This window comes from Marinobacter sp. UBA2688, from assembly GCF_002352785.1.
Classification (GTDB): Bacteria; Pseudomonadota; Gammaproteobacteria; order Pseudomonadales; family Oleiphilaceae; genus Marinobacter; species Marinobacter salarius.
The window spans coordinates 21,657-47,415 of record NZ_DELU01000010.1 but is presented as its reverse complement, the minus strand read 5'-3'; the positions used below and the strand labels follow the sequence as shown (position 1 = coordinate 47,415).

The 25,759-nt window shown below is 56.4% G+C and carries 25 protein-coding genes and 1 tRNA gene; 14 read left to right on the top strand and 12 right to left on the bottom strand.

Annotated elements, in window-relative coordinates:
- Positions 1–152: 152 nt before the first annotated feature.
- Complete coding sequence (locus B3M52_RS04985) at positions 153–758, top strand: hypothetical protein (RefSeq protein WP_127401321.1); 606 nt, start codon at positions 153–155, stop codon at positions 756–758.
- A 19-nt stretch (positions 759–777) separates the two neighbouring features.
- On the opposite strand, the gene B3M52_RS04980 is transcribed toward B3M52_RS04985, so the two are convergent.
- The gene (locus tag B3M52_RS04980) at positions 778–1,095 is read right to left on the bottom strand and encodes a hypothetical protein (RefSeq protein WP_127401323.1); all 318 of its coding nucleotides are present in this window, start codon (positions 1,093–1,095) and stop codon (positions 778–780) included.
- 70 nt (positions 1,096–1,165) lie between these two features.
- Complete coding sequence (locus tag B3M52_RS04975) at positions 1,166–1,648, bottom strand: hypothetical protein (RefSeq protein WP_127401325.1); 483 nt, start codon at positions 1,646–1,648, stop codon at positions 1,166–1,168.
- A 122-nt stretch (positions 1,649–1,770) separates the two neighbouring features.
- Here B3M52_RS04975 and B3M52_RS04970 point away from each other — a divergent pair, with 122 nt between their 5' ends.
- The 3 genes from B3M52_RS04970 to B3M52_RS04960 are packed head-to-tail and all read left to right on the top strand — an operon-like array spanning position 1,771 to position 3,953.
- Positions 1,771–2,691: an ABC transporter ATP-binding protein gene (locus tag B3M52_RS04970; protein ID WP_127401327.1), complete on the top strand. Its 921-nt coding sequence runs from the start codon at positions 1,771–1,773 to the stop codon at positions 2,689–2,691.
- 27 nt (positions 2,692–2,718) lie between these two features.
- Positions 2,719–3,480, top strand: coding sequence for an ABC transporter permease (locus tag B3M52_RS04965; protein ID WP_007152138.1), 762 nt, complete (start codon positions 2,719–2,721; stop codon positions 3,478–3,480).
- Entirely contained in the window at positions 3,477–3,953 is a 477-nt protein-coding gene (locus B3M52_RS04960) for a DUF192 domain-containing protein (protein ID WP_127401329.1), read from the top strand. Before B3M52_RS04965 ends, B3M52_RS04960 begins: the two co-directional genes overlap by 4 nt.
- Before the next feature lie 5 nt (positions 3,954–3,958).
- Here B3M52_RS04960 and B3M52_RS04955 read toward each other — a convergent pair whose 3' ends face one another.
- Positions 3,959–4,750 carry an enoyl-CoA hydratase gene (locus B3M52_RS04955; protein ID WP_127401331.1) on the bottom strand — a complete coding sequence of 264 codons (792 nt, stop codon included), beginning with the start codon at positions 4,748–4,750 and terminating at the stop codon, positions 3,959–3,961.
- A gap of 40 nt (positions 4,751–4,790) precedes the next feature.
- Between B3M52_RS04955 and B3M52_RS04950 the strand changes: the two genes are divergently transcribed.
- From B3M52_RS04950 to B3M52_RS04940, 3 genes are all read left to right on the top strand, one after another.
- Positions 4,791–6,257 (top strand): patatin-like phospholipase family protein, encoded by a 1,467-nt coding sequence (locus B3M52_RS04950; protein WP_127401333.1) that lies wholly within the window; start codon positions 4,791–4,793, stop codon positions 6,255–6,257.
- Positions 6,258–6,261: 4 nt separating this feature from the next.
- Entirely contained in the window at positions 6,262–7,134 is an 873-nt protein-coding gene (locus tag B3M52_RS04945; protein ID WP_127401335.1) for a DMT family transporter, read from the top strand.
- 129 nt (positions 7,135–7,263) lie between these two features.
- Complete coding sequence (locus tag B3M52_RS04940; protein ID WP_151982237.1) at positions 7,264–9,459, top strand: OsmC domain/YcaO domain-containing protein; 2,196 nt, start codon at positions 7,264–7,266, stop codon at positions 9,457–9,459.
- A 197-nt stretch (positions 9,460–9,656) separates the two neighbouring features.
- Here the strand turns inward: B3M52_RS04940 and B3M52_RS04935 are convergent, their stop codons facing one another.
- The 4 genes from B3M52_RS04935 to B3M52_RS04920 all read right to left on the bottom strand — a co-directional run bounded on the left by B3M52_RS04935 (position 9,657) and on the right by B3M52_RS04920 (position 12,785).
- Positions 9,657–10,937 (bottom strand): hypothetical protein, encoded by a 1,281-nt coding sequence (locus B3M52_RS04935; protein ID WP_151982239.1) that lies wholly within the window; start codon positions 10,935–10,937, stop codon positions 9,657–9,659.
- Positions 10,924–11,688: a hypothetical protein gene (locus tag B3M52_RS04930; RefSeq protein WP_151982241.1), complete on the bottom strand. Its 765-nt coding sequence runs from the start codon at positions 11,686–11,688 to the stop codon at positions 10,924–10,926. The genes B3M52_RS04935 and B3M52_RS04930 overlap by 14 nt, the downstream gene beginning before the upstream one ends.
- A 288-nt stretch (positions 11,689–11,976) precedes the next feature.
- Positions 11,977–12,063, bottom strand: a tRNA-Leu gene (locus B3M52_RS04925).
- An 89-nt stretch (positions 12,064–12,152) separates the two neighbouring features.
- The gene (locus B3M52_RS04920) at positions 12,153–12,785 is read right to left on the bottom strand and encodes a class I SAM-dependent methyltransferase (protein ID WP_151982243.1); all 633 of its coding nucleotides are present in this window, start codon (positions 12,783–12,785) and stop codon (positions 12,153–12,155) included.
- Positions 12,786–12,966: 181 nt separating this feature from the next.
- Here B3M52_RS04920 and B3M52_RS04915 point away from each other — a divergent pair, with 181 nt between their 5' ends.
- Genes B3M52_RS04915 through cydC form a run of 4 tightly spaced genes read left to right on the top strand, consistent with a single transcriptional unit; the run spans position 12,967 to position 18,678 of the window.
- On the top strand, positions 12,967–14,397 hold the full coding sequence (locus B3M52_RS04915; protein ID WP_127401339.1) for a cytochrome ubiquinol oxidase subunit I: 1,431 nt from the start codon (positions 12,967–12,969) through the stop codon (positions 14,395–14,397).
- Between the two features lie 2 nt (positions 14,398–14,399).
- A complete protein-coding gene (gene cydB, locus B3M52_RS04910) occupies positions 14,400–15,401 on the top strand; it encodes a cytochrome d ubiquinol oxidase subunit II (protein ID WP_036207368.1) in 1,002 nt (333 codons plus the stop codon).
- Positions 15,402–17,072: a thiol reductant ABC exporter subunit CydD gene (gene cydD, locus B3M52_RS04905; RefSeq protein WP_286749025.1), complete on the top strand. Its 1,671-nt coding sequence runs from the start codon at positions 15,402–15,404 to the stop codon at positions 17,070–17,072. It begins immediately after the preceding gene.
- Positions 17,065–18,678: a thiol reductant ABC exporter subunit CydC gene (gene cydC, locus B3M52_RS04900; protein WP_286749024.1), complete on the top strand. Its 1,614-nt coding sequence runs from the start codon at positions 17,065–17,067 to the stop codon at positions 18,676–18,678. Before cydD ends, cydC begins: the two co-directional genes overlap by 8 nt.
- A gap of 5 nt (positions 18,679–18,683) precedes the next feature.
- Here cydC and B3M52_RS04895 read toward each other — a convergent pair whose 3' ends face one another.
- Together B3M52_RS04895 and B3M52_RS04890 are read right to left on the bottom strand one after the other, a co-directional pair.
- The gene (locus B3M52_RS04895) at positions 18,684–19,925 is read right to left on the bottom strand and encodes a saccharopine dehydrogenase family protein (RefSeq protein ID WP_136633600.1); all 1,242 of its coding nucleotides are present in this window, start codon (positions 19,923–19,925) and stop codon (positions 18,684–18,686) included.
- Between the two features lie 27 nt (positions 19,926–19,952).
- Positions 19,953–20,378, bottom strand: a complete 426-nt coding sequence (locus B3M52_RS04890; RefSeq protein WP_041333373.1) for a hypothetical protein — start codon at positions 20,376–20,378, stop codon at positions 19,953–19,955.
- A gap of 125 nt (positions 20,379–20,503) precedes the next feature.
- Here B3M52_RS04890 and B3M52_RS04885 point away from each other — a divergent pair, with 125 nt between their 5' ends.
- Together B3M52_RS04885 and B3M52_RS04880 are read left to right on the top strand one after the other, a co-directional pair.
- Entirely contained in the window at positions 20,504–20,833 is a 330-nt protein-coding gene (locus tag B3M52_RS04885; RefSeq protein ID WP_136632774.1) for a hypothetical protein, read from the top strand.
- 8 nt (positions 20,834–20,841) lie between these two features.
- Complete coding sequence (locus B3M52_RS04880) at positions 20,842–21,306, top strand: hypothetical protein (protein WP_036207386.1); 465 nt, start codon at positions 20,842–20,844, stop codon at positions 21,304–21,306.
- 41 nt (positions 21,307–21,347) lie between these two features.
- On the opposite strand, the gene B3M52_RS04875 is transcribed toward B3M52_RS04880, so the two are convergent.
- Together B3M52_RS04875 and B3M52_RS04870 are read right to left on the bottom strand one after the other, a co-directional pair.
- Positions 21,348–22,289, bottom strand: a complete 942-nt coding sequence (locus B3M52_RS04875) for an electron transfer flavoprotein subunit alpha/FixB family protein (protein WP_036207389.1) — start codon at positions 22,287–22,289, stop codon at positions 21,348–21,350.
- Positions 22,290–23,039 carry an electron transfer flavoprotein subunit beta/FixA family protein gene (locus B3M52_RS04870; RefSeq protein ID WP_036207392.1) on the bottom strand — a complete coding sequence of 250 codons (750 nt, stop codon included), beginning with the start codon at positions 23,037–23,039 and terminating at the stop codon, positions 22,290–22,292.
- Between the two features lie 418 nt (positions 23,040–23,457).
- Here B3M52_RS04870 and B3M52_RS04865 point away from each other — a divergent pair, with 418 nt between their 5' ends.
- Entirely contained in the window at positions 23,458–25,110 is a 1,653-nt protein-coding gene (locus tag B3M52_RS04865; protein WP_036207395.1) for an electron transfer flavoprotein-ubiquinone oxidoreductase, read from the top strand.
- Between the two features lie 68 nt (positions 25,111–25,178).
- Here the strand turns inward: B3M52_RS04865 and B3M52_RS04860 are convergent, their stop codons facing one another.
- Positions 25,179–25,640, bottom strand: coding sequence for an FKBP-type peptidyl-prolyl cis-trans isomerase (locus B3M52_RS04860; protein WP_036207397.1), 462 nt, complete (start codon positions 25,638–25,640; stop codon positions 25,179–25,181).
- Positions 25,641–25,759 lie beyond the last annotated feature (119 nt).

The following is a 25,759-nucleotide window of genomic DNA, read 5'->3' as shown; positions in this document are numbered from 1 at the left end:
GTCACAGTTCCGCGGATTCCCGCCGCTTTTGGCCCTGCTTCCCTTCGTGCTCAGGATGCATTTAGTTACACTTCGGATAACGAATGTAACAATCTCCACCGGAACACCGCTCGGCCAGGGTTTGAGTAAGGTTTGAGCAAGAGGGAACACCTATGATTGGCAGCTTTATTATGCTGTTCGAAGTCGGGCTGATTGCGCTGCTGCTTTTACTGTTCTTTCGCATGCTTACACTGGTCCGAAACGATCCGTTCGTGCCGGCGTCCGTGGTGACAATGGTGGCTGGACACCCACAGTCGGCCCAGCCTCCACTACCAGAGGCTCAAAAGAAACGCTCCGTTGCTGCTCCGCAACCATCCCACACAGCCCCCTCAGACACGTGTGGACTGATCACCCAACTGCATATCCTGCTCAGCCTTCAGGACAGGGATTGCCGGGAACATGGGCTAGTTCTGGAAACAGCGCCCCTTGCGGTTCGGGAATATGCCGTCGTCTGGTTGTACGGTGCTGCCTGCGCCCTGTGTGACAAGCCGCAGCGGCATTCAGATGCGCTGCTTGACCTGGTCAGCAAGCTGGCCAGCCGAAAAATCGGCATACGGCAACCCGAAGCGGTCCAGGCGCTATCGACGATGACAGGTAGTTCGACCTTGTTGGCCTTTTTTAGAAGTGGTGTAAACGGTGCAGAGCACTGGAGCGGGCATCGCTATGTTCCGCAGGAACACAGCCTCTACTCAACGATTACGTCGAACGCCTTTATCTAACGCTTAAAGGAGTGCCCGTTCAACTGCGGGCTTTTGGGCGGGTAGCAGGCTCTTCCAGCGTCCAGTCGACGCCAAGGTTTACGGCGTCTGCGGTATCGGGCTTATCGACAGGGCTCCCTGCCACCTCTGGCCGGGAAAAGCACCCGTCGTCCAGACGTTCCATAGTCTCCACATCCACGGAACGCACCACGTAGCTGTTGCCATTGCTTGTCACTCTGGCCCGGTGGCTAAGCCCAAAGATGAACCGGCAATAATCCAGTTTGAGTTGAAGCAGATCCTGTTCCGCCTTCTGGATTTTCCTTAACAGGACTTTGTGTACGCTATCGCCATAATCCATATGCGCTTCCCTGGACGATGTATGGTGGTCTGCTGATTTTACACAATCCTGACACACTGTCATCCCATCGTCAGACGCGGCCCTTGGCTACAAACGTCAGTTTTACGGGCATCACGAAGGCGTGATCTATCCCGGCCTGAAGGTCGATCCGCCAGGTCATGCTTGGGTCCGTGGTGCAGAAAGGTGCGGTAAACCGTGCTTCCCAAAGCTGGCCCTCACCATCGGGCGACATCCCCGCCTTGGTCATGGGAACGGGATACTCCCCCAGGTACATGGACTCGCCCCGCAGCACAGCCAGCATCCGGGGCTGATTCCCGTCGGTCTTTACCGTTAGATGGTATTCCGTGCCCTGGGCCTGAACACCGCTTTTTTGCAACCGCGCATGCCAGCTTTTGCCCTTTTGTGCCCAGTGGCACGTAGCATTGAGGAGATCGCACTTAACCGTGCCCTGATCGGCCTCGGCGGTATCTTCAGACATCAGCCAACGCGGGCCCAAAATGCCCAGCGCGACGACGCAGGCAATGGCAAGCACAGCAACAAGCGCTCTCAACACATCCACTCCTCCACAATTGAGCGGGCATTATGGGGATAATCGCTAACAAGGCAAAGCTTTCTAAATCATCACCGGTCATGAGAAAATACCGCGCTTTGATCCACCACCAACAGGACAAGCCAGTGCAACCGGACATCTCCGTCAAGCACCTCAACAAAGTCTATGCGGATGGTTTCAGGGCCCTCAACGACATCAACCTCGACATCGAGCGGGGAGAAATCTTCGCCCTGCTCGGCCCTAACGGCGCCGGCAAGACCACACTGATCAGCATTATCTGTGGCATTGTGAACCTCTCCGATGGCGAAGTAAAAGCCGCCGGCTATGACATCGTGAAGGATTATCGCAAAGCCCGGGAGAGCATTGGCCTGGTGCCCCAGGAGCTTAATACCGACGCCTTCGAGACCGTCTGGGACGCTGTCTCCTTCAGCCGGGGCCTGTTCGGCAAAGCGCCCGCCCCGAATCACATCGAGAAAGTCCTGAAAGACCTGTCGTTATGGGACAAACGCAACAACCGCATCATGTCCCTGTCAGGCGGCATGAAGCGTCGAGTGATGATTGCCAAGGCGCTATCCCATGAGCCCCGCATCCTCTTTCTCGACGAGCCCACCGCCGGGGTAGACGTGGAGCTGCGCCGGGACATGTGGGAAATGGTGCGCAAGCTGCGGGAAAGCGGCGTCACCATCATCCTCACCACCCACTACATCGAAGAAGCGGAGGAGATGGCCGACCGAATCGGCGTTATCCGCCAAGGCGAGATCATCCTGGTTGAGGACAAGTCCCGGCTGATGAGCAAGCTGGGCAAGAAAGAGCTTCGCCTGCACCTGCAGAATCCGCTCGAGAAAATCCCCGGTACGCTCACGCTGGAGCCGGTGGACCTGTCAGATGACGGCTACGAGTTGATCTACACCTTCGACTCACAACAGGAGCAGGCTGGCGTAGCGCGCCTGCTGCGAACCCTGGGCGACCTGGGCATCGAATACCGGGATCTTCAGACCAGGGAAAGCTCCCTGGAAGAGATTTTTGTTGGCCTGGTGCATGAATAAAACCAACCGGTATGCGGGAGTAACGCAATGAACCTTTACGGTGTCCGAGCAATCTACAACTTTGAAATGGCCCGCATGCGCCGCACCCTGATGCAGAGTGTCGCCTCGCCGGTAATCTCCACCTCTCTGTACTTCGTGGTGTTTGGCTCCGCCATTGGCAGCCGCATGGGCGACATCGACAACATCAGCTACGGTGCCTACATCATTCCGGGCCTGGTAATGCTGTCGCTGCTGATGCAAAGCATTTCCAATGCCTCGTTTGGTATCTACATGCCGAAGTTCTCCGGCACGATTTACGAGCTCCTGTCGGCACCGGTCTCCTATCTGGAGGTCGTTCTCGGCTACGTCGGTGCCGCCGCCACCAAGTCCGTCATACTTGGCGTCATCATACTGATTACCGCCAAACTGTTTGTGGACTACGACGTGCTCCACCCTTTCTGGATGTTCGCCTTCCTGGTGCTCACCTCCATCACCTTCAGCCTGTTCGGTTTCATCATCGGCATCTGGGCGGACGGGTTTGAAAAGCTGCAGATTGTTCCGCTGATGATCGTGACACCGCTGGTGTTTCTCGGGGGCACGTTCTACTCCATCGAAATGCTGCCGGAGATCTGGCAGACCATCAGCCTGTTTAACCCTGTGGTGTACCTGATCAGCGGCTTCCGCTGGGCATTCTACGGCGTGTCTGACGTGCATGTGGGTATCAGCGTGGGCATGACACTGCTGTTCCTGACGGCGTGCATGGTCGCGGTGTGGTGGATCTTCAAGACCGGCTACCGGCTGCGTTCGTGAGAGCCCTGCTGGTTTGCCTGGCGCTGCTGTTCTCCGGTTGCCTGGCAGCACTCCCGGACAATGACGAACTGCCGGTGGAACAGGCATGCCTGATCTCTGCCGGGCAGGCGATGCCCATCACGGTTGAAGTGGCGCGCACGCCAGCCGAACGCAGCCGCGGGCTGATGGACAGGGAGAGGCTGGCTCCAGACGCCGGCATGCTGTTCGTCTATAACAACCAGCGCCGTGCCGACCACGGCTTCTGGATGTACCGCACGCTGATTCCACTGGATATTGCCTATCTGGACCGCGACGGCACCATCGGTGCCATTCACCCTATGGAGCCCTGCCCGTCGGACCAGGGCCGGGACTGCCCAACTTATGAAGCCGGCGTCCCATTTTATCGGGCCCTGGAAATGAACCTGGGCTATTTCGAAAGCCGGGGAATTGGCGTGGGAGATCGACTCTCCCTGAAACCATCAGACTGCCGTTAGCCGCCCTACTCGTCTTTCCATTCCGGTTTGCGCTTGTCCAGAAACGCGCAGATGCCTTCGTGGGCGTCGGCCGCCTGCAGGTTCTTTGCCATCACTTCCGACGTAAAGTCGTAGGCCTCGGCCAGCCCCATCTCCAGTTGTTGATAGAACGCCTCCTTGCCAATCTTCAGGGTATGGCCGGATTTGCCGGCGATGGTGGTGGCCAGGCGGTAGACAGTTTCGTCAAGAACCTGCTCATCCACCACCCGGTTCACCAGACCGATCTGCTCAGCCTTCAATGCTCCGACCATCTCGCCGGTTAACAGCATTTCCATAGCCTGCTTGCGGGATACGTTGCGGGACAACGCCACCATGGGCGTGGAGCAAAACAGGCCGATGTTCACACCGGGCGTGGCAAAACGCGCCGTATCAGCCGCTACCGCAAGGTCGCAACTGGCCACCAGCTGGCAACCGGCCGCGGTCGCCACGCCAGCCACACGGGCAATCACCGGTTTCGGCAGGTTCACAATCTGCTGCATTACTTTGCTGCACTGATTGAACAGTCTCAGCTGGAACTCATGGCTGTCGAGTTGGTCGCGGATTTCCCGCAGATCATGCCCGGCGCAGAACACCTGCCCTGCGGCCGCAATCACCACCACCCGTGTGTCCACGTCATCCGCAACAGATTCCAGTTCGGCGGAAAGTGCTTCCAGCATGGTCATGGACAGGCTGTTGCGGCGCTCCGGCTGGTTCAGTGTGAGCGTGGTGATTCCGTTTTCGGAGTATTTCTTTACCAACAGTTCGGTTTGCTCAGTCATCATCCCCCCTACTTCGTTTTCCTGATGTATCCTTTATCCCATGAGAGATACAAAGAAACAACGCCGGGAACTGGAAAAGCAACTCACCGAAGCCTCCTCCTACAAGCACTGGCTCGCCACCGCCACAAACCTGGATGAACTGGAGGGAACGCTGGCGTGGCGGGAAGAGGATGGCTGCGAACTGCTCCACGAAGCCCTGATTCGCGACCACATCACGGCCATGAAACGCTGTCGCGACAAGGGCGATACCCGAGCGCTGACGCGGGTTCTGCAGGAAAGCCTTTATCGCCACCTGGGTGAGATTGGCAACCCTGACCTCTACGCCATCTCCTGGAGCGGCACCAAAGTCCTGGTCAGCGAGTTCCTTTATGAAGTGGAACGTTCCATGAACTTCATCTGCGACAACCCCATGCCGGGCGTATCTGACCAGCAAAAGCTGCGCCTGTTCCGGGATGCAGAGCGAGTGTATGGCCGCCCGGCCCTTATGTTGAGTGGTGGCGCCGCCTTCGGCATCTATCATATTGGTGTCACCCGCGCACTCTGGCAGGAAGGACTGCTTCCCGACGTGATTGCCGGCTCCAGCATGGGGGCGATTGTCGCCGGCGCCATCTGTACCCGTAACAATCGCGAGCTCGAGCGCTTTTTCAACGAACCCGGGGAGATCCACCTGGACGCCTTCCGCTGGCTCGAACCCAAACGAATCTGGCGAAAGCGTCACGCCATGGACCAATCCCAGCTACTCCACCACATTCGCACCAACATCGGCCGTACCAGCTTTCAGGAAGCGGCTGAACGAAGCGGCCGCACCCTGAACATTTCGGTATCGCCGACCCGTACTCGCCAGAAACCCCGCCTGTTGAACAACCTGGCCTCACCGGAGGTACTGGTGGATTCCGCCATCCTGGCGTCCTGTGCCGTGCCTGGCATCTATCCGCCGGTAACGCTCCAGGCCAGGGACAAGGATAGGGGTGACAACGGGGGCAAGCCCTATATGCCCACCGAGCGATGGATCGACGGCAGTGTTCATGGCGACCTGCCGCTGATGCGCATGGCGCGGTTGCATAACGTTAATCGCACCATCGTCAGCCAGGCAAATCCCCATGTGTTGCCCTTTATCAGCCATCACCACCAGCGCGGCCCGGGCGCCTCTGCCAAACAGGCTGCCGCATCGCTGATGCACGCCCAGGTAGCGACAACGCTTCAGCTCACCCGCAACAACTGGTCATCGACGGTACTGCGGCCTTTACTGGAGCAGGCTCATGCCATGGCCACGCAGACCTATTTGGGGGACATCAACATACAGTTCCCGTTCAAACCGCTGCTGTATCGCAAGATATTGTCCAACCCCAACAAGGAAGACCTGGAAATGTTCGTCCGGCTTGGAGAGCAGGCCACCTGGCCGCGAATGGCCATGATTCGAGACCAGACACGCATCAGCCGTACGTTCAGCGACTGCATCACCCGGCTTGAGAAAGCCTGCACCGCCAACGACAACGCAGCGGAGTAGCGGCTTGCAGACAACCCGACTCAAAGGCCTGACCATTGCCGCACTGGGTGTGCTGTTCATCGTGCCGGACGCCCTGCTGGTGAAAATCACCTCCGTGGAGCCGGTGGTGTTTCTGTTCTGGCGCGGGCTGTTGCTGGCGTTCAGCTTTCTGGTGATCAGTTCGGTCCGCTATCGCACCCGCCTGGGGGCTGAGATCCGTCGATGCGGCTGGAAAGGGGTGTTCTGCGCCGTCGCCTTCGGGTTAAGCCAACTGGGTTTTGTGATGGGCATGAAAAACACCGCGGCTGGCAACGTGCTGGTCATTCTCAACACCTCTCCGGTCATTGCCGCACTCATCGCCTGGCTGGTCTGGAAAGAAGCCCTGCCGTGGCGAACCTGGATGGTCATCCTCGTGTGCGTGGCAGGCGCCACCCTGATGGCATTTGGCGAATGGGGGCGCGGAGATCCTTTAGGGCTGATCATGGCGGGCGTTGCGGCAACCGCTCTGGCGTTGAATCTCAACGTGGCACGCTCAAAACCGGACAGCGATATGAGCCTTGTACTGATGTTCGGCGCGCTGCTCGTTGCCGGCACTGCAGCGCTGGCGGGCGGCGCAGTGTTGCTCTCACCCCGGGATGCCTTATTCATCGCCCTGCTCTGCCTGTTCTTCCTGCCGGTGGCGTGCGTGCTCATCCAGATTGGCCCACGCTACATACCGGCCGCAGAAGTCAGCCTGATGCTGTTACTGGAAACCATACTGGGCTCTTTTCTGGTGTGGCTGTTCCTCGGCGAGGTTCCCACCACCCTGAGCCTGATCGGCGGCGCCATTGTCTTCTCCGCACTGATGGTCCATGGCTGGATAGAGGTGAAACGGTATCGGCAAACCCGTTTGGCTTGACACATCCGTTGATGTACGGACATTCCCATCCGATTTGTAAGCCACCCAAGACGCAGGGCGGCAAAAACTGGATAATGGCCCTCCGGCTTTTGAAAGCCCGCTCAATTCTGCAAACCCGGTACGCTGTTCATGGAAATCAAAGTTAATTTTCTCGAAAACCTCAGGCTTGAAGCCAAGTTTGACGATTTCACCGTGGTCACGGACCAGCCCATTCGCTACAAAGGCGACGGCTCGGCCCCCAGCCCGTTCGATTATTTCCTGGCGTCATCGGCGCTCTGTGCGGCGTACTTTGTGCGGGTTTACTGCAAGGCGCGGGACATTCCCACCGAAAACATCCGTCTGTCGCAGAACAACATCGTCGACCCGGAAAACCGCTACAACCAGATTTTCAGAATTGAGGTGGAACTGCCGGAAAACATTTCCGACAAGGACCGCCAGGGCATCCTGCGCTCGATTGACCGCTGCACCGTGAAAAAAGTGGTACAGACCGGCCCCGAGTTCCAGATTGAAACCGTCGAAAACCTCGACGAAGACGCCCAGGCCCTGCTGATGGCGCCGGAAGGTGACACCAGCACCTACATCGAGGGCAAGGACCTCCCGCTGGAACAGACCATCGCCAACATGAGCGGTATACTGGCGGACTTGGGCATGAAGATCGAAATCGCCTCCTGGCGCAACATCGTGCCCCACGTGTGGTCGCTGCACATTCGAGATGCCGCCTCCCCGATGTGCTTCACCAACGGCAAGGGTGCCACCAAGGAAAGCGCACTGTGCTCGGCATTGGGTGAATTCATCGAACGCCTGAGCTGCAACTTCTTCTACAACGACCAGTTCTTCGGCGAAGACATCGCCAACAGCGATTTCGTCCACTACCCCAACGAAAAATGGTTCAAGCCAGGACCGGACGACGAGCTGCCCGAAGGTATTCTCGACGACCACTGCCTGGCCATCTACAACCCAGAAGGCGAGCTTTGCGGGTCTAACCTGACCGACACCAACTCCGGCAAGACCGACCGGGGCATCGTGTCCCTGCCGTTCGTACGCCGATCCGACGGCGAAACGGTGTATTTCCCCTCCAACCTGATCGAGAACCTGTTCCTCAGCAACGGCATGAGCGCGGGCAACACTCTGCCAGAAGCCCAGGTACAGTGCCTGTCTGAAATCTTCGAGCGCGCGGTCAAGAAGCAGATCATCGAAGAGGAAATGGCGCTGCCGGACGTGCCCCAGAGTGTGCTGGATAAATACCCGCACATTGTTGAGGGCATCAACGCTCTGGAAGCACAGGGATTCCCGATCCTGGTGAAAGATGCCTCCCTGGGCGGCCAATTCCCGGTTATGTGCGTGACACTGATGAACCCGCGAAACGGCGGCGTGTTCGCCTCTTTCGGCGCGCATCCGAGTTTCGAGGTGGCGCTGGAACGCAGTCTGACCGAGCTGCTTCAGGGCCGCAGTTTTGAGAACCTCAACGACGTACCGGCGCCCACCTTTAGCACCCAGGCAGTGACGGAGCCCAACAACTTTGTCGAGCACTTTATCGATTCGACGGGCGTGGTGTCCTGGCGGTTCTTCAGCGCCAAATCCGACCTGGAGTTCTGCGAATGGAACTTCTCCGGCACCAACGAAGAAGAGGCCAGCACCCTGTTCGGCATTCTGGAGGACCTCGGCAAAGAAGTGTACGTGGCGACCCACGAAGACCTGGGCGCGCCGGTATGCCGCATCCTGGTACCCGGCTATTCCGAGGTCTACCCGGTAGAGGATCTGGTGTGGGACAACACCAACATGGCGCTGGACTACCGCGAAGATATCCTCAATCTCCACGCCCTCAGCGATGATCAGCTGGCCGACCTGGCCGAGCGCCTGGAAGCCAGCCAGCTCGACAACTACATGACCATCATCAGCCTGATTGGCATCGAGTTCGACGAGAACACAATTTGGGGCCAACTCACCATTCTGGAACTGAAACTGCTGATCTGCCTGGCCCTGCAATGGCACGAAGAAGCCCAGGAATTTGTCGACATGTTCCTGCAGTTCAACGACAACACCGTGGAACGCAACCTGTTCTACCGCGCCGTTAACACCGTTCTGGAAATCACCCTGAGTGACGAACTGGAACTGCTCGACTACCTGCCCAATCTGCAGCGCATGTTCGGCGAAGACACTATGGCCGCCGTGGTTGGCTCAGTCAGCGGCGAAGTACGCTTCCATGGCCTGACGCCTACCAGTATGAAACTGGAAGGCCTGGAGAAGCATCAGCGGTTGGTAGATAGTTATAAGAAGTTGCACGCGGCGCGTGCCATGAAGGACGGTTTGAGACAAGATGGATAATATTGCACCGGCATAATACCCAAAAGGCACGGAAGCTATCGGGTAGAGGCCCAACCTCATCACGGCGGTGACAGCTCTGCTCGACTCTATCATTTCCGAGTTCGGGTAACCTCTGACAGTTGGACTCACCGGCACCTTAGAGTGCCTTCAGTAACTGTATGTTAGATACAATAACCTGATCTTTGAGAACTCAGCGCTCAATTCAACTGAACTTTACGTTCTAAATAGCCGGAACTCGCAGCACTGGTTTCTAAGCGATTTACGAAATCAGACTTTCGTTTTACGTAAACTGGTAGACCGTTCAAATCAACCTTTTTGGTCTTTTCAAGACCGTCAAAATAATCCGGGCGGAACACACCATATTGACCAAGCCACATTTCCCTTAGATACTGCAACCATTGAGATTCCTCAAAGTTCAATGACCTTAATCTTGCTGTCGAATTAAGATATGTTGAGACCGACGACTCAGGAATCCACCGCGAAAGATAGTCGCTAAAATAAATCAGGTCACCATATTGCTTAGATTTCGCTAAAGCAACTATATTAGCATTGAAAAAACTAGCCTTTTTGAGATACAAGTCAGAAGCTGAACAACAAGATTGACCATCAGAATGTAACAACAGATCATTGTCTGCAAACCCAAACGTAACTCCGTTATCTCTAGCTTTATTTGCGAACTCTATCAACCACGGGGCACGGTAACGAAGAGGCAGCATATATTCTCGACCATATCTCTCTGCCCCTAATTCCTTGTAGTACTCTATTGGATTCTTGCCCAAGTCATTTGCCAATGATTTTCCAAAATTTCTATTAGCATCAATCGGACATTTCAAATACTCGGCTGAAATGTGCTTGACGTTGGCTTTCTTAGCAACTTCAAACACCTCATCAAAACTTTTCTCGTGCCCAGGGATGATAGGCTGAAACCTAAAGCAAACCGGGATATTTTCATTAGCAAGGACGCTAGCGGCAAAGCCAATATCAGCTAATGGCGGGCATCCGCGATCAATCTTCTCTCTTAGGTGCGGGGAAACAATGGTCGTTGAAAAACGAATATAAATATTAGAGCCATTGATTACGTCCAAGTAATCTTTTCCGATAACCTGATCACTTTTAGTACTTACTATTACAGGATAGTTATAGTCTTTTAGTATCTTCAGATACTCTAAGGTAACACCTTTTTCTTTTTCAATTTTAGTAAACGGGTCAGACATACCTCCGAGCTGAAAAGGAATATTCCTACCAATCATCTCATCGAGAGCTGAACGTATGATTCCCTTCGAAACCCTTTCCAATCTTTCTTTTAGAGATTTAGGATTGCTAATCTGAAGAGCTTCCCCGCGACCGTAACCTTGACGTGTCGCGGCAAAACAATACTCACAAGAAAATTGACATCGATTATATGAATCAAGCCTAAGAGGAGTAGCGCAAAACGCGACCTGGCTGGTTAATCCAGCGTAATATTTATATGGCCTCATTAGTAAAACCCTGAACCCAATCCAAAACGAATACGCCACCATTCCACACATGCTGAAAAAGAACAACCAAAAACAACACAAAGCTTAATAACAAAGAAGCCTTTATAATGACACGAGCGGACTTTTTGCTTTGAGAATATCTTCCAAAAATCTCATAGAAAACGTCTTTTTCAGGCTCATTTTCATTGTCAACTTTCTTTGTTGGCATCCCAAACCTATAAGCTCTACCTTCAACCTTGAACGTCATAAACGTTTCTTTTCGCGCAACAATTGGCTTCTTACACAGCTCTGACAAACCTTTCTTTTTTACTTCTTCTAAGTAACCTTTGTCCGAAAGTCGTTTGAAAAATTTTTCTTTGTTACGGTTATCTATTTTTTTAAAAAGCTTGTGCGCCTGCCAAACGAGCCATCGGGGATGATGGCCAAGTGATTTATAATCTGAAAAATTGTTATATTCTTGAATAAACTTTGGACAAAATATTTTATAAACAGACAAAGCAAACACAAAGAATAACGAAGACAGCCAAAGCAGCTGCCAATTAAAAGGCATAACGAGCTCGATCTCATGCACCTCATTGGCAAACTCAACAACGAGAGGGCTAGGAAACTGAGAGACTATTCCTGCAACAACCGGGACGGTTGAAAACCATATTATTAGGTATCGCACTATTATCAACTGAAAGAAGTCACGGTACTCTTCCCATCTGTCGTCCCAGAAATCATGCCAAAACTCGCATCTATTTTTTGACATATTCAAAAGCCTTTTTTATATGCTACAAGTAACTAGATTAAATAGTGCTTCAGCGCTCACAGAATCGTCTATCGCAAGTCTTGTATAAAAACAGCGATAGACTGGCAATAGGGACTGATGGGCTCCTTGATCAGGATTTGGTGAACCTCTTTGACCTTCAGTACCACTAACGCTGTAAAGAGTGCTCTGCCTAAACGACAGCTTGCCAAACTGCCTACATGCCCGTCTACATAGTACGATTAGATCCGAGGAAGAAAAACAGAGAAGGCCCTAGAATGTTGTCAAATATGGTGCCCGGAGCCGGAATCGAACCGGCACGACCTAACGGCCGAGAGATTTTAAGTCTCTTGTGTCTACCTATTCCACCATCCGGGCATTCGGAGGGGCTTGTAAGCAGCTTTTGACGGGCAGGATTGTATAAGGCCCTGCCCGGTAACGCAATTGGGATTGCGGAAGTGGTATTTTTAGGCTGGCTGCGAAGGCTTCCGCGCCCTGCCCTTGTAGATATAACCAGCGAATTTCGGGGCCTTGGGCACGTATAGGTTTTCCAGTTCGGTGATCTCAAACCCCCCTTCCCGAATCAGGTCCGCGATCGGTCGGTTGAGGTGGCAACCGCCGGCGATTTTCTTCCAGCCTGGGGTGATGCGGTGTTGCCATTTGCACACGCCCTGGTCCGGCGATTCTCCGTGTTCCAGGAACAGCAGTTCGCCGTCGGGCTTGAGTACCCGCTTCATTTGATCCAGCGCGGCTCGCCAATCGGGTATGGTGCACAGGGTGAACGTAAGCAGTACCGTGTCGACGCTGTTGTCTGGTAGCGGAATTTGCTCGCCTGGTAGGTCTAGCCACTCCACCGCAACGCTGGATTTGGCCAGATTTGCCCGTGCCTTTCGGCGCATGCCTTCGGACGGCTCCAGGCCGTAGACGAGGCTAACGGTATCCGGATTGTAGAACTCCAGATTAATGCCCGAGCCCATACCCACTTCCAGCACGGTGCCGTGTGCCTGTGGCACCACCTGGCTGCGCAGTTTCATTACCTGCCCTACTGAGCAGGAGTAATCGATCAGGTGCGGCAGTATTCGCTCGTCGTAGAAACCCATGGAGCCTTCCTATACTTGTTTTAAATCAAGGGGTGCGACATTCTGTCCCTTGGTTTTCCCTGTGCTATGGGTAGCATGGCTACTATCTGCCGGTAAAACAACACTACAACCCAGCCAAGGCAGCGGCCAAGCGGGCGCCAAGCTCGTTTATTCTGTTCACTGTAGTGTCCGGAGGTTCCGCATGGAACTTGATCCCGTCTTTCTGTCGCGAATCCAGTTTGCGTTCGTGGTGTCCTTCCACGCTATCTTTCCGGTGTTTACCATCGGGCTTGCGTCCTACATTGCAGTGCTCGAGGGCCTGGCGTTTAAAACCAATAACCCTTCCTGGGCGAAACTCTCTGCCTTCTGGACCAAGGTGTTCGCGGTGGTGTTTGGCATGGGCGTGGTGTCGGGCATTGTGATGTCCTTCCAGTTCGGCACCAACTGGAGCAACTTTGCCCAGGCGTCCGCCAACTTCCTGGGGCCGATGCTGAGTTATGAAGTGGTCACCGCCTTCTTCCTCGAGGCAGCCTTCCTGGGCGTGCTGCTGTTCGGGCGCGACAAGGTGCCTGCCGGGGTTCACCTGTTTGCGGCAGTGATGGTGGCCACGGGCACCTTTATATCATCGTTCTGGATCCTGTCAGCCAATAGCTGGATGCATACCCCCGCCGGTACGGAATTCAGGGATGGGGTGTTCTTTGTCACCTCCTGGAGCGAGGCGATATTCAATCCGTCCTTTCCTTATCGCTTTTCCCACATGGTGGTGGCCTCGTTCCTGACTGGCTCGTTCGTGGTGGCGGGTGTCAGTGCCTGGTATCTGCTTCGCAAACGTGAGGTTGAGGCGAACCGGCGCGCGTTGTCCATGAGCCTGTGGCTGATTCTGGTTCTTGCCCCCACCCAGGCGGTTATCGGGGATTTCCATGGCCTGAACACGCTGGAACACCAGCCCATGAAGGTCGCCGCCATGGAAGGCAACTGGGAAACCTCGCGTAATGTGCCGCTGCTGTTGTTCGCGATTCCCGATCAGGAAAACCAGACCAACCGGTACGAGGTAGCCATTCCCAGCCTGGCCAGCCTGATCCTCACCCATGAGTGGGACGGCGAAGTGCCCGGGCTGAACGAAGTCGCGGTGGACGAGCAGCCGCCGGTCGCAATCGTGTTCTGGTCATTCCGGGTGATGGTTGGCCTGGGTATGCTGATGATCCTCTTTGGCCTCGCCGGCCTGGTATTGAGGGCCGGTGGCCGATACTGGCAAACCCCCTGGTTCCTGCAAGGGTTGCGCTTTATGAGTCTGACACCCTTTGTGGCGGTACTGGCCGGCTGGTTTGTCACGGAGATTGGCCGCGCGCCCTGGCTGGTGTATGGGCTGATGAACCAGAGCGAGTCGGTTACGCCGTCATTGACCGGCGGTATGGCGCTGTTCTCCCTGATTGGCTACATCGTGGTCTATGCTTTGGTGTTCAGTTCCGGTGTCTATTACCTGATGCGGGTGCTGTACGTGGGCATGGAAGACGAAGACGCAGAGGACGGCCATGAAGCCGAACGGCCGAAACGTCCCTTCTCGGCCACCCATGTGCCGTTTGAGATTGATGATAACGGTCGTCAAAAGCCACTGAACCAGGGAGGCCACTGATTATGGAACTGTTCGATCTGGCCCTGATCTGGGCGTTTATTATCGGTTTCGGCATTATTATGTATGTGCTGATGGACGGGTTTGACCTGGGCATTGGCATTCTCTTTCCCTTCGCGCCGAAAGAAGAAGACCGGGACACCATGATGAACACGGTGGCACCGGTCTGGGATGGCAACGAAACCTGGCTGGTGCTTGGCGGGGCGGGCCTGTTGGCGGCGTTTCCACTGGTTTACTCCACCATTCTGCCGGCGCTGTACATTGGTGTATTCCTGCTGCTGGCCGGTCTGATCTTTCGCGGGGTGGCGTTTGAGTTCCGCTTCAAGGCCAGAACCTCGCGCTATCTCTGGAACTGGGCCTTCGCCGGTGGCTCCACGGTGGCTTCGTTTGCCCAGGGCGCCGTGGTGGGTGCCTATATCCAGGGCTTTGAGATTACCAACCGGGTCTATACCGGCGGTGCGCTGGATTGGCTGACTCCCTTCACGGTGCTGACCGGTTTCGGTCTGATGGCCGGCTATGCGTTGCTGGGCTCCACCTGGCTGATCATGAAAACCGAGGGCCGCCTGCAGGACTGGGCGTATCGGATCACTATTCCGCTGCTGCTGGGTGTGTTGGTCGTGTTTGCGATGATCAGCGTCTGGACGCCGTTTGTGGATGAAGCGGTGAAAAACCGCTGGTTCTCCAATCTGAGCATTATCTGGATATTGCCCGTGCTCGCCCTGCTCTGTGCCTTTCAGATCTTCCGGTCAGTTCGGAACCGGTTTGAAGGCATGCCGTTTGTCGCGACGGTGGGGCTGTTCATCTTTACCTACCTGGGCTTGATCGTCAGCCGCTGGCCCTATGTGGTGCCGCCGGAATACACGCTCTGGGACGCCTCCTCCGCGTACGGCTCACAGTTGTTCCTGCTGCTGGGGCTGCTGTTCGTGATTCCCATTGTGCTGGTCTACACCGCCTGGACCTATTGGGTGTTCCGGGGCAAGGTACGGGCTGGCGAGGGATACCACTAGGTGGCTGAACAAGCCGAGTCAAAACGTTGGCTGGGGGCACTTGCCGCCCACAGCCGGCGGCTGATCCTGGCCACGGTTTCGGCTGGCGTTGTGGTGGCCCTTGCCACCATCGCGCAAATGGCGTTCCTGGCGGGCATTGTTCATCAGGGTATTGTGGATAAGATACCGGTGGCGGAACTGTCGCTGCTGTTCACCGGTGCCATCGTCGCCATATTGATCCGCGGTGTGGCTCAGGGGTTACAGGCCCGCTACGCAGCCCGCTGCAGCCGTGAGGTGCGTAGCGAGGTTCGCCATAGTATCAACCGGTGCTGGCAGGCCAGCGGGCCGGTTTCGATGAGCCAGACCTCCGCCGGCACCCTGGCGCGAGAATGGCTTGACCACACGGACGCCCTGCATGGGTATTTCGCCCGTTTCCTGCCCCAGATGATGCTCGCGGTGGTGGTGCCGCTGATGATTCTGGTGGTGGTATTTTCACTGGACTGGCTCGCGGGGATCTTCCTCCTGCTGTCCGCCCCATTGATACCATTGTTCATGGCACTGGTCGGGATGGGCGCGGAAAAGCTCAACCAGCAGCATTTCCGGACCATCGGTCGTTTGTCCGGCCAGTTTCTGGATAAGGTTCGGGGATTGACCACCCTGCAGTTGTTCGGCCAGACCGCTCCTGCCACAGAAACCCTGCGCAAGCGATCCGACGAATACCGCCGCATCACCATGAAAACCCTGAAGATTGCGTTCCTGTCCTCAGCGGTATTGGAGTTCTTCTCCTCCGTGGCCATTGCCGTCGTGGCCATTTACATCGGCTTCGGGTTGCTGGGGTACATCACCTTTGGACCGTCCAGCGACCTGACACTGTTTTCCGGGCTGTTGATCCTGCTGCTCGCCCCGGAGTTTTTCCAGCCTCTGCGATTGTTGTCCCAGCATTATCATGATCGCGCTGCGGCGATGGGTGCCAGTTCTGAAATCGTCGATCGGTTGCAGGGAGTTGATAAACCACAACCGCAGGCAGAGCCCCGTCACCAGCCGGAATCTCCCGATATTGTGGCCATTCGTGACGTCGCTCTTGCCTACGATGCCGCCAGGCCGGTGTTGGACGGCGCGTCTCTGGTGATCAACAAAGGCGATGTCATCGCCCTCACCGGCCCTTCCGGTGGCGGCAAAACCTCGCTCTTGCATCTGTTGGCCGGCTTCATGAGACCAGACCGGGGGCGTATTTCAGTGTTTGGAGAACGTGCCGGCGACGAAGCCTTTGGCTGGCTGGGTCAGTCCCCCTTCCTGGTGCATGGTACCTGGGCCGATAACCTGCGCCTGACCACGCCGGACGCGACCGACATCGCCATAGAAACCGCCTTGCATCACGTTGGCCTGGAAAGCCTGATCAAAGGCCGGGAACGGGGAATCTACAGCGCCATTACCGAAGACGGCCAGGGGCTCTCCGGCGGGCAGGCACGCCGCTTGAGCCTGGCGCGGGTATTTGTGGCCAGTTACGACCTGATACTGCTGGATGAGCCCACAGCGGGGCTGGACAGTGACAGCGAAATATACGTGCTGGAAGCGCTGCACAAGCTGGCGCTGGCCGGTAAGACTCTGGTTTTCGCCACTCACCACCAGGCACTGCTGACACTGGCCAACCGTACTTTGCTGGTGACGGAAGGAGGCGTTGCAGATGCGTGAGCTTGGCCCCTGGTTGGCATTGATTTTCCGTCGCCCCGGTCGCCTGGTGACCGGCGGCATTCTCATACTGGCCACTCTGCTTGCGGGTATGGGGCTGCTGGCATTGTCGGGCTGGTTTATTACCGCCACGGCGCTCTCCGGCATCCTGCTGGCAGCCGGTGTGCAGGCGTCCATCAATCTGTATGTCCCTGGTGGTGGCATTCGCTTCTTTGCCGTGGCGCGAACGGTCGCGCGGTATGCCGAGCGGGTGTACAACCACGATACCGTGCTGCGCCTGCTGACGGATATCCGAGTGGCCCTGTTCGAGCGTTTATCCACCGCCGGCCGGGACCGGAGAACCCGTTTACGCGGCCCGCAATGGCTATCCCGCCTGACCAATGACGTGGATGCCCTGGACACGCTGTATCTGCGCCTGATCGCACCTACGGCCCTTGCTGCTTTGGTAACGGCGATACTGCTGATCGCCGCGTGGTTGATGTATCGCGGGGAACTGGCCGTCGGCCTTGCTCTGGTGCTGGTACCGGCATTTTTGGTGGCAACGCTGCTGGTTTACCTGCGAACCCGGCATCTGGTCTACCAGCAGACGGCGGCCCGCGAACGGGTAAGAACAGACGTCATCGAGCACATCGAGGGCTTCGGGGAACTCACCGCCGCAGGACGCATTGGCAAACATGCCGCCCTGTGCCTGCGCCAGGCGGGCCAGATCACCCGCAACGAAGCCCGCACTGACACACGCACCGGCTGGAACCTGGGGCTATCCCAGGTCATGGTGAACCTGTCGGTGGTGCTCGCGCTGTGGATGGGGCTAGAGCTGTTCCAGGCGGGGTCCATAACCGGCCCGATGGTTGTGCTGCTGCCAATCGCCCTCCTCGGTTTACAGGAAATCTATTCGATGCTGCCGGATGCATTCGCGCGCCTGGGGGGCACGCTTGCTTCTGCTGCGGCGCTCAACCGGGACTGCGCTCCAGAACCCTCCCAGGGTGCGCACGAACAACAGCCACATGGCAGTGACTGCGCCCTGGAACTCGAGCGTGTGACGATCCGTTTCAGCGACCATGCGCCGGTGCTCAGTCATTTCGATATGGCGGTCGCTAAGGGCGAATGGGTGGGAATCATTGGCCACTCCGGCGCGGGAAAATCCTCACTGGCGGATATCATCGCAGGCCTTGAGACGCCGGCAGTCGGGCGTGTTCACGCGTTACCGCTGGCCTATCTGACACAGAAAACCGTACTGTTCGATGACACCCTGAAAGCCAATCTGCTGATCGGCCGCCCAGACGCCACGGATGCGGACCTCTGGCGGGTTTTGGAGCTGGTGGCGATGGCAGACCGGTTTGTCCACGAACCGGCGCAGTTGAACACCTGGCTGGGCTCCATGGGTAGCCAGTTATCTGGCGGTGAAGCCCGGCGTATTGCACTGGCACGGGTGCTATTGAACAAAGCGCCGTTATTGATTCTGGACGAACCGTTCACCGGAGTGGACGCCGAAACCCGGAACAACATTGCGACGGGTATGAGGCAGTGGTTGGCAGGAAAAACGGTGGTGTCACTGGGGCACGCGCCGGAGGCCTTACCCGCCTCCGACCGTACCATCCGGCTGGCCTAGCGGCCTCAGCTGGTTTCCAGTACTTCGAAGGTCAGGCCAGCCTTGCTGGTCAGGCGCTCATAGAGCTTGCCATCAAGAAGCGACGATGGTGTCCAGAAACCGCCCTGTTTTTCGGCCGGTACATCAAACGCCAGGCTCATACCTGCCTCGCCCAGCATCTTGCCGGTTGAACCGTAACCGGGGTCGCGGTCACCCGTGACTTTGGTCTTGATGATCTTGCCGTCGGTCGTCTTGCCCACAAAGCGTAGATCGTAAAAGCCATTTTTCTGGGCTTCCGGGCTTGGGCCCTCGCCCGGCTTGGGCACGAACTTTTCCACCACCCAACGAGTTGGCTTGAACGCAGACGCGGTGAAGAAACCTCCAAGCGCGCCGGTAATTCCGTAAGCCGCGAGACGACCTTTCACACCACGACCAGTCATCATGGCCTCATCGTAGGTGAACTCCTTGCCATAACGAGCGTTCTGCAAAGCGTTGGAGCGATGGACGATCCGGGTGTTGATGGCCCCCATGACGAACGGCGCCAGCCAAACGCCGAAGTCGTTATCGAACTCTGCGCCTTTCAGGCTCGGTTGCCGGGTTTTGGAGCGGTGTTCCGGCGGGCAGATCGAAAACGGGTTGGCCAGTTCCTTGCGCAGTTTCGGGTCGGCGGCCGCTTCCTTGGCGATGTTCATCATGCTGGCTACGGTGCCACCGGAGAACTCGCCCTTGGCAATTTTGACCCGCATCCGCACATCCTGGCACGGAGCGCCAAAGGTTTCCGCAGCTTTTTCCTGCAGGAACCAGACCCCCATGTCTGATGGGATGGAGTCAAAGCCACAACAATGGACGATGCGGGCCCCGGAGGCCTTGGCTTTGTCCTCGTAGGTGTCCACCATCTTGCGGATCCACTGCACTTCACCGGTGAGGTCGCAATAATCCGTACCGGTTTCGGCGCAAATCTTGACCAGCGGTTCGCCATACAGAGCATAGGGACCAACGGTTGAGATCACCACACGTGTCTGGTCACACATGGTTTTCAGGGCGCTTTCATCGGCGGCGTCTGCCACAATGACGGGCAGCTCAGACGCCGACGGGCCCAGGCCCTGTTTGAGGGTGGCCAGCTTGCTTTCTGAGCGTCCGGCGATGGCCCAGCGAACGTCTTTGCCGATACCATAGGACTCCAACAGGTAACCGGTAAGGATCTGCCCCACGAAGCTGGTGGCACCGAATACCACGATGTCGTAGGTGGTGTCAGTCTTTGTGCTCATTCGTTGTCCTTAATCCATTTGGATCAATTATGAATTGGTGGCGGTCGACCGCGACGCTTTTGCACCCATCAATACCAGGAACAGCGCTACACCCAGGCCCCAGAAGCCGTTCAGTATCAGCCCGCCAACCCAGGTCTGGGCGGTGACAGCGATGCCCTTCAGCGGGAAGACCACCAGCATGGCGACCGCTGTCGGCCCGATGGCGCCTACTATTACATTACCCAACCAGAACTTAAAGCCGCCAAAGCGGCCAAGGATCGCCCAGAGCACGATCCCCCAAAGTCCGCCAAAGAAAGCCAGCGAGAAAACAGCGGGAATACCCAGCGGCGGAACCGCAGCCATGTTAAAGGGTGCGGATGGCACCATTCCCACGAAATAAAACACGGCAAACAGCCCCTGATGAAAGATCAGGGTGGCAAGAAGGCCACTGACAAATGCTTTTAACCAGATCATGTCACTATCCTTTCGTTTATTTCCCTGGAGGTTGCAACAAAACGTCGCATCGGCCAATCGAATCATCGTACCGATACTGCACACTCTGTCAGACTCAATGAACCCGAATCCCGGAGGTTAACCCATTGAACACCCTGCTTCTGGTACTGAGCCTCATACTTGCCACTCTCAGCGCCTGGCTGTTCTGGCAGGTACGTCTCCAGCAAAGATCCATTGGCAAGGCGATAGCTGAGAGCTATGGCCCTGATAATACACGGGAACCGGAGCTGATACTTACGCTGCGAGTAAAAGATCCGATTGCCCTGGCAAAACGCGAATCGAAGTCAGCCCGCATGTTGGCAGACCGTCTTCCGGTGATGGTGAAACGGCTGGTGTATCAGGAAGTCATGAAAGAGCTCGAACTGGAACTGGCCGAACGGGAAATCGACGTGGAAATGAAGCTCGAATACCGATAGGAGGCGCCATGGACATCGTATCACTGCTCAGTTTAAGCGCCATTGTGACCTCAACGGGGCTTATGGCGGTTGCGTTCCGACAACACAGCCGCAACACCCGAACTCTCCGTATCCTTCACTCCCAACGAATTTCGGCCAACAGCCATATCCAGAAAACCCGGATGGATCTGATGGAAACCCGAAACCGGGCCCGCTTGCTGGAGGAAACCGTCAAGAATGGCACCAGCGCGGTAGAGAAGGTTCACAAGGCCATTACCACCACAACGTTCAGCCTGATCGACCGCTTTTCAAGCAATGAGGAGTTCCGCGAAAACGCCCGTCGGGCGCGGGAAACCCACGACCAGACCAGTGACCAGATCTATCGCTCGGTGCACACCACCAACAAGGCGTTGCATATACTGGCGGACACCCTGTTTTTCGGTAAGAAGGAAAAACAGCTGACGGCACGGAAAAAGCCGAAAGACGAGCAATAAAAAAGGCACCCTAGGGTGCCTTTTTTATTAGATTCAGAAAGTTACAGGACTTTCTTCAACTCTTCTTCAAGCTGCGGAACCGCTTCAAACAGATCCGCGACCAGGCCGTAATCCGCCACCTGGAAGATCGGCGCTTCTTCGTCCTTGTTGATCGCAACGATCACCTTGGAGTCAGACATACCGGCCAGGTGCTGGATGGCACCGGAGATACCAACCGCGATGTACAGCTGCGGTGCAACGATCTTACCGGTCTGGCCGACCTGCATGTCGTTGGGCACGAAGCCTGCGTCAACAGCCGCACGGGACGCACCAACAGCGGCGCCCATCAGATCGGCAACCTGCTCCAGCATCTTGAAGTTGTCGCCGTTCTGCATGCCACGGCCACCGGAAACCACGATACCCGCGCTTCCCAGGTCCGGACGGTCAGACTTGGCCAGCTCTTCGCCGACAAAGGTGGACAGGCCAGCGTCTTTAACCACGTCCAGCTGCTCAACGGCGGCGGAGCCACCTTCACCAGCCACCGGATCAAAGGCGGTCGGGCGTACGGTGATAACCTTGATGCTGTCAGCGGATTTCACCGTGGCAATGGCGTTACCAGCGTAAATCGGGCGAACGAAGGTGTCTTCGGACTCCACACGCATGATGTCGGATACCTGGGCAACGTCCAGCAGCGCAGCAACGCGCGGCATGAAGTCTTTACCCGTGGTGCCGGCAGCGGCCAGGATATGGCTGTAGCCCTTGCCCACTTCGGCAACCAGCTCACCCAGGTTCTCGCCCAGGAAATGACCGTACGCAGCGTTGTCGGCAACCAGTACCTTGTTAACGCCTTCGGCCTTCGCAGCCGCTTCGCCTACAGCGCCGCAGTTCTCACCGGCAACCAGTACGTCGATGTCGCCGCCAATGGCCTTGGCAGCTGCGACTACGTTCAGGGTAGCCTGCTTCAGGCTGCTGTTATCATGTTCAGCAATTACAAGGATGCTCATTTAGATCACCTTCGCTTCGTTCTTCAGTTTGTCGACCAGCTCAGCTACGTCAGCGACCTTCACACCCGCCTGACGGGAAGCCGGAGCCTCAACCTTCAGGGTGGACAGACGCGGAGCAAGCTCAACACCCAGATCGGCCGGGCTCATGGCATCCAGCGGCTTCTTCTTGGCCTTCATGATGTTCGGCAGGGACGCGTAGCGCGGCTCGTTCAAGCGAAGATCGGTAGTCACAACCGCCGGCAGGTTCAGGGCCACGGTCATCAGGCCGCCGTCGACTTCGCGGGTCACGTTGACCTTCTCACCTTCGACAACTACTTCAGACGCGAATGTGCCCTGACCCATACCGGTCAGCGCGGCCAGCATCTGGCCTGTCTGGTTGTTGTCGGAATCGATGGACTGTTTGCCAAGAATGACGAGCTTGGGCTCTTCCTTCTCAACCACACTCTTGAGCAGCTTGGCCGCTTCGAGAGACTGAACCTCTTCGTCAGTTTCGATGTGGATACCCCGGTCAGCACCCAGTGCCAGAGCGGTACGGATTTGCTCCTGGCAGGCCTTCGGGCCGATGGATACCACCACGATTTCACTGGCAACGCCCTTTTCCTTCAAACGAACCGCTTCTTCAACAGCGATTTCGCAGAATGGGTTCATTGCCATCTTGACGTTGGCGAGATCAACGCCGGTGTTGTCCGGCTTGACGCGCACCTTCACGTTGTAGTCGATTACTCGTTTTACAGCGACCAGAACCTTCATAGATTCCTCGTTCTTCTACGATGAGTTTACAATTGAGAACAGCACATACTTGCAGGATCTGCTGTCTGTCAGGGCGTCATAATACTGCAGGCAAAGGCTACCGGGGTCAATAGTCCCTATAGACGCTGCACCGCCGCGTCAATGGCCAATGAACACCTGTTGACTCCACCTGAGCGTGAGACGATACTAAAAAACGATTCAAAAAACACGTTTTGGCCCAGTGCCACCAAACAATGCCAAAGGTAGATCCAAATTTCAAACAAACGTTTGTTTGATTATTCAATTGCGGTATCCTTTTACTCTATTAAGGCAGGTGCTTTCGCTTTGAGGGAGTCGTCTATACGAGCTTTTACCGGTATGATGACGCCCCTAAGAATTTGCCTGTTGGCATCACTATAAAACAGATGAGGAGACCAACGTGGAACGCGAATCGATGGAATTTGATGTTCTGATCGTCGGCGGTGGGCCGGCTGGCCTCTCGGCAGCCTGTCGTGTCATGCAGATGGCCCAGGAAGCCGAGCAGGAACTGACCGTCTGCGTCGTTGAGAAGGGGTCCGAGATCGGCGCCCACATCATGGCTGGCACAGTGTTTGAGCCCACGGCCCTCAACGAGCTGTTCCCGGACTGGAAAGAGAAAGGCGCACCGCTGAACACGCCGGTCACCCGTGATGACATTTTCCTGCTAAAGAACCAGGAAGGCGCCACCAAGATTCCAAACGCCTTTGTGCCCAAGAACATGCACAACCACGGCAACTACATCATCAGCCTGGGCAACCTGTGCCGCTGGCTGGCCGAGCAGGCCGAAGGCCTGGGCGTTGAGGTGTATCCCGGTTTTGCCGCTTCCGAAACCATCGTAGAAGATGGCCAGGTCAAGGGCATTATCACCGGCGATATGGGTGTGGCCCGTGACGGCTCCGAAAAAGACGGCTTCATGCCGGGCATGGAACTACGTGCCAAGTACACCCTGTTTACCGAAGGCTGCCGTGGTCACCTGGGCAAGCGCCTGATCAACGATTTCAAGCTTGACGAAGGCAAAGACCCTCAGCACTACGGTATTGGTATCAAGGAATTGTGGGACATCGATCCGGCCAAGCATGAGCCAGGCCTGGTCATCCACACAACTGGCTGGCCGTTGAACGAATCCGGCTCCACCGGTGGCTCCTTCCTTTACCATCTGGAAAACGGCCAGGTATACGTTGGCCTGATCAGCGATCTGTCCTACAGCAACCCGCACATGAGCCCGTTCGACGAGTTCCAGCGCCTGAAGCTGCATCCGGAGATCAAGAAACACCTGGAAGGCGGCAAGCGAGTGGCCTATGGCGCCCGCGCCATCACCAAAGGTGGCTTCAACTCCCTGCCGAAGATGAGCTTCCCGGGCGGCCTGCTGCTGGGCTGTGACGCCGGCACCCTGAACAGCTCCAAGATCAAGGGCTCCCACACCGCCATGAAATCCGGCCTGCTGGGCGCAGAGGCAGTGTTTGAAGCGTTGAAGGACGGCAAGAGCGGTGAGGAAATCACCAGTTTCGAAGAGCGCTTCAAGGATAGCTGGCTCTATAAAGAGCTGTATGCCGAGCGCAACTTCAGCCCGGGCATGCACAAGTTCGGTAACTTCGTGGGCGGCGCGATTGCCTACTTCGAGCAGAACATTCTTCGGAGCAGTCTACCGTTTACGTTCCACGACACGACTCCCGACTATGCCACGCTAAAGCCTGCGGACCAGGCCAAGAAGATCGATTATCCGAAGCCGGATAACAAACTGACCTTCGACAAGCTGTCCTCGGTGTTTATCTCCAACACCAACCATGAGGAAGATCAGCCGGTTCACTTGAAGCTGTCCAACCCGGACATCCCAATTAAGGATAACCTGCCGAAGTACAACGAGCCTGCGCAGCGCTACTGCCCGGCCGGCGTGTACGAAGTGGTTGAAGCGGATGACGGCAGTGGCAAGAAGTTCCAGATCAACGCGCAGAACTGCGTTCACTGCAAAACCTGCGACATCAAGGACCCGGCCCAGAACATCACCTGGGTGACGCCGGAAGGTGGCGGTGGTCCGAACTATCCGAACATGTAAATAGTTCCGGATAGCCAAAAAAAACGGCCCCAACAGGGGCCGTTTTTTTATGAACAACTATGACGGGATCAGTGAGCGTGACCGTGCTCTTGCTCTTCGTCAGTTGCTTCGCGCGCTTCAACCACTTCCACGTCGAAGTGCAGGGTCTCACCCGCCAGCGGGTGGTTGGCATCGATGGTGACGGTTTCGTCGCCCACTTCCACGACACGAACGACCTGGGGGCCACCCGGAGTCTGTGCCTGGAACTGCATGCCCGGCTCGATGGTGTCGACACCTTCAAACGCAGAACGTGGGACCGGCTGGACCAGTTCTTCGTTGACTTCGCCGTAACCTTCACCCGGCTCAACAGATACTTTCACCTGATCGCCAGCGTTCTTTTCGTTCAGCGCATTTTCCAGTCCGCCGATAATGTTCTGAGCACCTTCCAGATAGGACAGAGGCTCGCGACCTTCTACACGGGAGGAGTCCAGCTCTTCTCCCTGGTCGTTGGTGAGCGTGTAGTGGATGGTGACAACACGAGGTTGGGCCATGTGATCTCCTTGCGTGTCGCAATGACTGTTTGATGTAAATTTGGGCAATCGAAAGTGATCTTGAACAGCCAGACTGCACAGAGGGACTTACGACCACCGGGCCTCGTTAGAGAGCCAGG

Bases quoted from the DNA above. Each gene is read 5' to 3' on its own strand.
- B3M52_RS04980 (WP_127401323.1), bottom strand. From the start codon at position 1,095: ATGGATTATGGCGATAGCGTACACAAAGTCCTGTTAAGGAAAATCCAG.
- B3M52_RS04985 (WP_127401321.1), top strand. From the start codon at position 153: ATGATTGGCAGCTTTATTATGCTGTTCGAAGTCGGGCTGATTGCGCTG.
- B3M52_RS04880 (WP_036207386.1), top strand. From the start codon at position 20,842: ATGGACATCGTATCACTGCTCAGTTTAAGCGCCATTGTGACCTCAACG.
- B3M52_RS04895 (WP_136633600.1), bottom strand. From the start codon at position 19,925: ATGAGCACAAAGACTGACACCACCTACGACATCGTGGTATTCGGTGCC.
- B3M52_RS04955 (WP_127401331.1), bottom strand. From the start codon at position 4,750: ATGACTGAGCAAACCGAACTGTTGGTAAAGAAATACTCCGAAAACGGA.
- B3M52_RS04920 (WP_151982243.1), bottom strand. From the start codon at position 12,785: ATGGGTTTCTACGACGAGCGAATACTGCCGCACCTGATCGATTACTCC.
- B3M52_RS04950 (WP_127401333.1), top strand. From the start codon at position 4,791: ATGAGAGATACAAAGAAACAACGCCGGGAACTGGAAAAGCAACTCACC.
- B3M52_RS04870 (WP_036207392.1), bottom strand. From the start codon at position 23,039: ATGAAGGTTCTGGTCGCTGTAAAACGAGTAATCGACTACAACGTGAAG.
- B3M52_RS04930 (WP_151982241.1), bottom strand. From the start codon at position 11,688: ATGTCAAAAAATAGATGCGAGTTTTGGCATGATTTCTGGGACGACAGA.
- B3M52_RS04875 (WP_036207389.1), bottom strand. From the start codon at position 22,289: ATGAGCATCCTTGTAATTGCTGAACATGATAACAGCAGCCTGAAGCAG.
- B3M52_RS04915 (WP_127401339.1), top strand. From the start codon at position 12,967: ATGGAACTTGATCCCGTCTTTCTGTCGCGAATCCAGTTTGCGTTCGTG.
- B3M52_RS04890 (WP_041333373.1), bottom strand. From the start codon at position 20,378: ATGATCTGGTTAAAAGCATTTGTCAGTGGCCTTCTTGCCACCCTGATC.
- cydC (WP_286749024.1), top strand. From the start codon at position 17,065: ATGCGTGAGCTTGGCCCCTGGTTGGCATTGATTTTCCGTCGCCCCGGT.
- cydB (WP_036207368.1), top strand. From the start codon at position 14,400: ATGGAACTGTTCGATCTGGCCCTGATCTGGGCGTTTATTATCGGTTTC.
- B3M52_RS04940 (WP_151982237.1), top strand. From the start codon at position 7,264: ATGGAAATCAAAGTTAATTTTCTCGAAAACCTCAGGCTTGAAGCCAAG.
- B3M52_RS04860 (WP_036207397.1), bottom strand. From the start codon at position 25,640: ATGGCCCAACCTCGTGTTGTCACCATCCACTACACGCTCACCAACGAC.
- B3M52_RS04935 (WP_151982239.1), bottom strand. From the start codon at position 10,937: ATGAGGCCATATAAATATTACGCTGGATTAACCAGCCAGGTCGCGTTT.
- B3M52_RS04965 (WP_007152138.1), top strand. From the start codon at position 2,719: ATGAACCTTTACGGTGTCCGAGCAATCTACAACTTTGAAATGGCCCGC.